General features: G+C 65.1%; 2 protein-coding genes. Both read left to right on the top strand.

Annotated elements, in window-relative coordinates; all coding sequences use genetic code 11:
- The first annotated feature begins 350 nt into the window (after positions 1–350).
- Entirely contained in the window at positions 351–692 is a 342-nt protein-coding gene (locus K8I04_00725) for a divalent-cation tolerance protein CutA (GenBank protein ID MBZ0070246.1), read from the top strand.
- The gene (locus tag K8I04_00720; protein MBZ0070245.1) at positions 689–3,049 is read left to right on the top strand and encodes a protein-disulfide reductase DsbD; all 2,361 of its coding nucleotides are present in this window, start codon (positions 689–691) and stop codon (positions 3,047–3,049) included. The genes K8I04_00725 and K8I04_00720 overlap by 4 nt, the downstream gene beginning before the upstream one ends.
- Positions 3,050–3,051: the final 2 nt, after the last annotated feature.

Here is a 3,051-nt window from a genome sequence, read left to right as displayed (position 1 = left end):
ACCCTGGAGGGGGAGTTCAAGCGGGAGGAGTGAGGAGCAAAATCCAAACCCCAAACCCGATTTTAGCCACGGAAAGACACGGAAAATACTAATGTAAAGGCCCAGTGCTCAAACTGCGCGATCAGCGGATGAGGTTTGTCGACTAGCTCCAAGCAAACTGCGATTGCTATCTCGGCTTTTACATTCATAACTTTCCGTGTCTTTCCGTGTCTTTCCGTGGCTAAAAAGGGTTTGTCTTTTGCGCCTAACGCCTCACGCCTCACTCCTCACGCGAAGGAATACCACCCGGCGATGCGCCGTCTCCATTCCCGAGGCTTTCACTCCACCCGGCCATCCAGTATCTTGCCGCTATGCCTGATTCCCACTGCATCGTGCTGTGCACGGTACCGGACGCCGACCAGGGTGCCGCGTTGGCAGAGGGGCTGGTGGCAGACCGGCTCGCCGCGTGTGTGAACATCGTGCCCGGCCTGACCTCGGTCTACCGGTGGCAGGGCGCGGTGCAGCGCGACACCGAATGTCTGCTGCTCATCAAGACGCGGCAGGACCGGTTCGAGGCCCTGCGCGATGTCTTGCAGGCCCGGCATCCTTATGAACTTCCTGAAATTATTGCTGTCCCAGTGAGTGACGGCCTGGCCGCCTACCTCGCCTGGATAGATAGCAGCATCGACAGCAGCCTGGATACGACTCCATGACCCGAACCCACCCGCGCATCTTCTCCTTCCTTGTCGTCCTGCTGTGGTTGACCGCGCCGGGCCTGGCGTCGGCGCAATGGGGGGACGACGAACTGCTGGAACCGGATAAGGCCTTCGCCTTCGACGCGCGTGTCACGGGGCCCGAGCGTGTCCGGGTCGAGTGGCAGGTGGCCGACGGCTACTATATGTACCGCAGCCGCATCCAGCTCAAATCCGATACCCCCGGCATCACCCTCGGCGCACCGGTCTTTCCGGATGGCAAGGTCACGGACGACGAGTTCTTCGGCCGGGTGGAGATCTACCGCGGCGCCGTACCCATCGACATCCCGGTGCTGCGCGCCGCCGGCGCACCCGCCGAACTGAAACTCGTCGCCATTTCGCAGGGCTGCGCCGATCTGGGCATCTGCTATCCACCCCATACCCAGACCGCCCAACTCGACCTCGCAGCGGCGGCCCCGGTCGCCGCTGCCGCAACGGCCACGAAAACCGATAAAGCGGCCGCCGACCCCCTCGAAAAACTGTCCGCCTTCGGTCGCGATCTCGGCCGTGATCTCGGCTTCGGCTTCGGCGACGGCAACGACTTCCTCGATCCCGAGATCGCCTTTCAGCCCTCGGTAATCGCCAGCCCCGACGGCACGGCGCTCATCGTGCGCTGGGACATCGCGAAAGACTACTATCTCTACCGCGACAAGCTCCGCATCACGCTGGAGGACGGCGCGGGCATCGCGTTACAGCCCGCGCAGTTCCCGGCCGGCGAGATCAAGGACGACGAGACCTTCGGGCGGGTCGAGGTCTATCACGACGGCGTCGAGGCGCGTGTCCCGCTCACCCGTACGTCGACTGCGCCGACCGCCGCACGCGTGACGCTCGGTTACCAAGGCTGCGCCGAGGCGGGCATCTGCTATCCGCCGCAGACCAAGGATCTGGTCGTCGACCTGCCCGCCGCGCTGGGCATCGGCACGGCAGCCGCCGCACCCCCAACCACGGCAGCTCCGGTCGCCGCGGCGATGACGACGGCCGCGGACACGTCCGCCCCGCTCGCCGAGCAGGACCGCATCGCCGCGCGACTGGCCAGCGGCAATGTGCTGCTGACCATGCTGACCTTCTTCGGCTTCGGCCTGCTGTTGTCGTTCACTCCCTGCGTGTTCCCGATGATCCCCATCCTGTCGAGCATCATCATCGGTCAGGGCGAGAAGATCACCACCGGCCGCGCCTTTACCCTGTCGCTGATCTACGTGCTGGCCATGGCCCTGACCTATACCGGTGCGGGTGTCGCCGCCGGACTGTCGGGCGAGAACCTGCAGGCGGCCTTCCAGAACCCCTGGATCCTGGGCAGCTTCGCCGCCGTGTTCGTGTTGCTGTCCCTGTCGATGTTCGGTTTCTACGAACTGCAGATGCCGGCCTCGCTGCAGAGCAAACTGAGCCAGGTCAGCGGCCGGCAGAAGAGCGGCTCGCTCACGGGCGTCGCGATCATGGGCTTCCTGTCGGCGCTGATCGTCGGCCCCTGCGTGGCCGCGCCGCTGGCCGGTGCGCTCATCTACATCAGCCAGTCCGGCGACCCGTACCTGGGTGGGGCCGCGCTGTTTGCGTTGAGCATGGGCATGGGCGTGCCGCTGCTGATCATCGGCACGGGTGCGGGCAAGTACCTGCCCAAGGCGGGTGGCTGGATGAACATCGTCAAGGCCGTCTTCGGTGTGATGCTGCTCGCGGTCGCCATCTGGATGCTGGAACGCATCCTGCCGGTGTCAGTCTCGATGGCCTTGTGGGCCGGGCTGCTGATCATCAGCGCGGTATACATGGGCGCACTCGACGCGCTGGACGTGGACGCCACCGGCTGGCACAAGCTCTGGAAGGGCCTCGGCCTGATCCTGCTGGTCTACGGTGGGCTGCAGCTCGTCGGCGTGGCCACCGGCGGGCGCGATGTGCTGCAGCCGCTGCGCGGCGCTGCATTCTCCGGCAATGCGACGATGGCGACCGCCCGCACCCAGGTGGAATTCCGCAAGATCAAGTCCGTGGAGGACCTGGAGCGCGAAGTACGTCAGGCCAGCGCGCAGGGCAAGGGTGTGATGCTGGATTTCTTCGCCGAGTGGTGTACCGACTGCCATCGCATGATCAAGAACACCTTCAGCAACAGCGGCGTGCAGGCCGCGCTCGGCAACGTCGTCACGCTGAAGGCCGACGTGACCGCCAACGACGACGTCGACAAGGCGCTGCTCAAGCACTTCGGCCTGTACGGCCCACCGGCCATCCTGTTCTTCGGCACCGACGGCCAGGAGCTCGCGCGCCAACGCGTGGTCGGCTACATGGATGCGGAGAAGTTTACGGCGCACGTGCAGCGGGCGTTCGGGGGGTTTTAGGG

It is taken from the genome of Gammaproteobacteria bacterium, from assembly GCA_019911805.1.
Lineage (GTDB): Bacteria > Pseudomonadota > Gammaproteobacteria > Thiohalobacterales > Thiohalobacteraceae > JAHJQQ01.
This window is presented reverse-complemented; position numbering and strand designations above follow the sequence as displayed.